Here is a 3,714-nt window from a genome sequence, read left to right on the forward strand (position 1 = left end):
CGTCTTCAGGGCTGGTGGGTGGCTCGCCGCCGCTTCGGCTTTGGCCTGGCAAATCAAGTGCCAGCACGTTCCAGCCGTGGTGTGCCAAGTAGCGCGTTTGCAAAATCCAGATGCTGTGGTCGTGGAGCACGCCGTGAATGAAGATCGCGGTAGGCTTGGCCGCATCGAAGGCTTTGCTGCCGGTGTAGCAGTAGGTGGTGTGGCCGTTGACGGTGATCTTCATGCTGCTTTCTCCGCCGCTTTCAGGGCGCGTTTCAGGTCGTCGATCAGATCATCCGGGTCTTCCAGGCCGATGCTCAGGCGGATCGTGCCCTGGGTGATGCCGCCTGCGGCCAGGGCAGCATCATCCATGCGGAAGTGCGTGGTGCTGGCCGGGTGAATGACCAGGCTGCGGCAATCGCCCACATTGGCCAGGTGGCTGAACAGCTTCAGGCTTTCCACAAAGGCCTTGCCTTGGGCGCGGCTGCCTTTGAGGTCGAAGCTGAAGACTGAACCCGCACCGCGTGGCAGCAGCTTTGCGGCAAGCGCATGGCTGGGGTGGCTCTCAAGCATGGGGTGGCCGACCCGCGCCACAAACGCTTGGCTGGCCAAAAATTCGACCACACGCTGGGTGTTGCTCATGTGCCGTGCCATGCGCAGCGGCAGCGTTTCCATGCCCTGCAAAATGAGCCAGGCTGAGTGCGGGCTAAGGCAGGCGCCAAAGTCGCGCAGGCCTTCTCGCCGCGCCCGCAGCAAAAACGCACCCACAGTGGATTCTTCCGAAAACACCATGTTGTGAAAACCGTCATAGGGCTGGCACAGCTCCGGGAAGCGCCCTGAGGCATCCCAGTCAAAACTGCCGCCATCCACCACCAGCCCGCCGATCACCGTGCCGTGGCCGCTGAGGAACTTGGTGGCCGAGTGGTAGACCAGGTCGGCGCCGTGTTCAAACGGTTTCATGAGCCAGGGCGTGGTCAGGGTCGAATCGACCAGCAACGGCACGCCGGTCTCATGGGCGATGGCTGAAACCGTGGGAATGTCGAGCACGTCAAGCCCCGGGTTGCCCACGGTTTCGCCAAAAAAGAGTTTGGTGTTGGGTCGCACCGCAGCGCGCCAGCCGTCGATGTCGCCGGGCTTGACGAAGGTGGTGTCGATGCCAAAGCGGCGCAGCGTGTAGTGCAGCAGGTTCTGGCTGCCGCCATAAAGCGCGGTGCTGGCCACGATGTGGCTGCCGGCGCCCATCAGCGTGGCAATGCTCAGGTGCAGCGCCGCCTGGCCACTGGCCACCGCAATGGCGCCAATGCCGCCTTCCAGCGCGCTGATGCGCTGCTCCAGCACCGCGTTGGTCGGGTTGCTGATGCGGCTGTAGACATGGCCGGCGCGCTCCAGGTTGAACAGCGACTGGGCGTGGTCGCTACTCTCAAAGACGAACGAAGTGGTGAGGTAGATGGGCACGGCGCGGGCGCCAGTGGCGGGGTCGGGTGCCGCGCCTGCGTGCAGGGCAAGGGTGTCAAAACCGGGGTCTTGGTAACCAGACATGGGTGCCTTTCAGGGTGGCAGGGGGTTTGAGGTCAAGATTTTTAAACAATTCGCCTCAAGCTGATGGAAATTACTAATGGCGTCGGGCGGATTGTGGGCTATATTTGGTTCATCCCTACCGGTCGACGGTCAACCAGTTATTACAAGGAGCACCATGAAAGTCAGTGATATTTTGCGCATCAAAGGCGGCACGCTTTTTACAGTCTCACCCGATGAGTCACTGATCAGCGCGCTCAAGTTGATGGTCGACCGCGATATTGGCTCACTGGTGGTCATGGAACACGGCGAACTGGTGGGCATGCTCACGGTGCGCGAACTCACCCAGGTGCTGGTGAAGACCAACGGTGTGGTTGACAAGATAATTGTGCGCACTGCCATGGACGATTCGCCGCTGACCTGCACCAGCGAAACCGACATGGATGAAGTGCGGCGCATGATGCTGGACCGCCATGCGCGTTACATGCCGGTCATGAACAAGAAAATGTTGATGGGCGTGATCAGCTTTCACGACGTGGCCCGCGCCGTGGTGGACAGCCAGAACTTTGAGAACAAGATGCTCAAGGCCTACATTCACGACTGGCCCGAAGGCCAGGAGCCCGCTGACGCGCCCAAGCTGTAGTTTCAGGGGTTCGCCCGCGCCAAGGTCCGCTCTGGGATAATCTCGCCCCATGAGCGGCAATACCTTTGGAAATCTTTTCGCAGTCACCAACTTTGGTGAATCCCACGGCCCGGCCATTGGCTGCGTGATTGACGGCTGCCCGCCAGGCATGGCGCTGTCGGAGGCTGACATTCAGCCCGACCTGGACCGGCGCCGGCCCGGCACCAGCAAATTTGTCACACAGCGCAACGAACCCGATGCGGTGCAGATTTTGTCGGGTGTCTATGAAGGCAAAACCACCGGCACACCCATTTGCCTGCTGATCAACAACACCGACCAGCGCAGCAAGGACTACGGCAATATCGTTCAAACCTTTCGCCCCGGCCATGCCGACTACGCCTATTTTCAGAAATACGGCATCCGTGACCCGCGCGGCGGTGGCCGCAGCAGCGCGCGCCTCACCGCGCCCATGGTGGCGGCCGGCGCGGTGGCCAAGAAATGGCTGTTTGAGAAATACGGCACGCTGTTTCGCGGCTGCATGACGCAAGTGGGTGAGTTGCCGATTGCCTTTGAGTCGTGGGAGCATGTGCCGCACAACCCGTTTTTTGCGCCGGTGGCCGATGTGTCTGCACTGGAAGCCTATATGGGCGAGTTGCGCAAGGGCGGCGACTCGTGCGGTGCGCGCCTGCGCGTGTCGGCATCGAACGTGCCGGTGGGCCTGGGTGAGCCGCTGTTTGACAAGATGGATGCCGACATTGCCTATGCCATGATGGGCGTCAACGCTGTCAAGGGCGTTGAAATTGGCGCTGGTTTTGCTAGCGTGGCACAACGCGGCAGCACGCATGGCGACTCGCTCACGCCGCAAGGCTTCATGGGTAACAACGCCGGTGGCACGCTGGGTGGCATCACCAGCGGGCAAGACCTGGAGGTGTCGGTGGCCATCAAGCCGACCAGTTCGATCCTGACGCCGCGCGCCTCGATCGACACGGCAGGCCAGCCCACTGAAGTCGTCACCAAGGGCCGCCACGACCCCTGCGTGGGGATTCGCGCCACGCCCATTCTGGAGGCCATGCTGGCGCTGGTGGTGATGGAGCACGCGCTGCGCCAGCGCGCCCAGTGTGGTGATGTGCAGCCGGCGCTGGCGCCCATTGCCGCGCAGGCCTGAAGCCATCACGCCATGAAAACCCCTGAATTGCTGGCGCCGGCTGGCTCTTTGGCCATGCTGGAAACGGCGCTGGCCTTTGGCGCCACGGCCATTTATGCCGGCCAGCCGCGTTACTCACTGCGCGTGCGCAACAACGATTTTGGCGACATCGAGGTGCTTAAAAAAGGCATCGACACGGTGCACGCCAAGGGCGCCAAGTTCTTTCTGGTGTCCAACATCTTTCCGCACGGCAACAAGATCAGGAGCTACATCGACAACATGGCGCCGGTGATTGCGCTCCAGCCCGATGCCATGATCATGTCCGACCCCGGCCTGATCATGATGGTGCGCGAAACTTGGCCCGAGATGGAAATCCATCTGTCGGTGCAGGCCAACACGGTCAATTCTGCTGCCGTCAGGTTCTGGAAAACCGTGGGCATCAGCCGCGTGATTT

4 protein-coding genes and 1 pseudogene are annotated in these 3,714 nt (G+C 61.5%); 3 read left to right on the top strand and 2 right to left on the bottom strand.

Annotated features, from left to right (window positions below):
- Together GPS82_RS13490 and GPS82_RS13495 are read right to left on the bottom strand one after the other, a co-directional pair.
- Positions 1–223, bottom strand: a pseudogene (locus GPS82_RS13490) (alpha/beta hydrolase); the annotation flags it as partial.
- Positions 220–1,518: an O-acetylhomoserine aminocarboxypropyltransferase gene (locus GPS82_RS13495; RefSeq protein WP_296495585.1), complete on the bottom strand. Its 1,299-nt coding sequence runs from the start codon at positions 1,516–1,518 to the stop codon at positions 220–222. The pseudogene GPS82_RS13490 and the gene GPS82_RS13495, both read right to left, overlap by 4 nt.
- Before the next feature lie 154 nt (positions 1,519–1,672).
- Here GPS82_RS13495 and GPS82_RS13500 point away from each other — a divergent pair, with 154 nt between their 5' ends.
- The 3 genes from GPS82_RS13500 to GPS82_RS13510 form a co-directional block, all read left to right on the top strand.
- A complete protein-coding gene (locus GPS82_RS13500) occupies positions 1,673–2,137 on the top strand; it encodes a CBS domain-containing protein (protein WP_296495586.1) in 465 nt (154 codons plus the stop codon).
- Positions 2,138–2,186: 49 nt separating this feature from the next.
- Positions 2,187–3,281 (top strand): chorismate synthase, encoded by a 1,095-nt coding sequence (aroC, locus tag GPS82_RS13505; RefSeq protein ID WP_296495588.1) that lies wholly within the window; start codon positions 2,187–2,189, stop codon positions 3,279–3,281.
- A gap of 12 nt (positions 3,282–3,293) precedes the next feature.
- Positions 3,294–3,714: U32 family peptidase (locus GPS82_RS13510; RefSeq protein WP_296495590.1), on the top strand; the 421-nt coding region annotated here is incomplete at its 3' end.

This window comes from Rhodoferax sp., assembly GCF_011391645.1.
Classification (GTDB): Bacteria; Pseudomonadota; Gammaproteobacteria; order Burkholderiales; family Burkholderiaceae_C; genus Rhodoferax.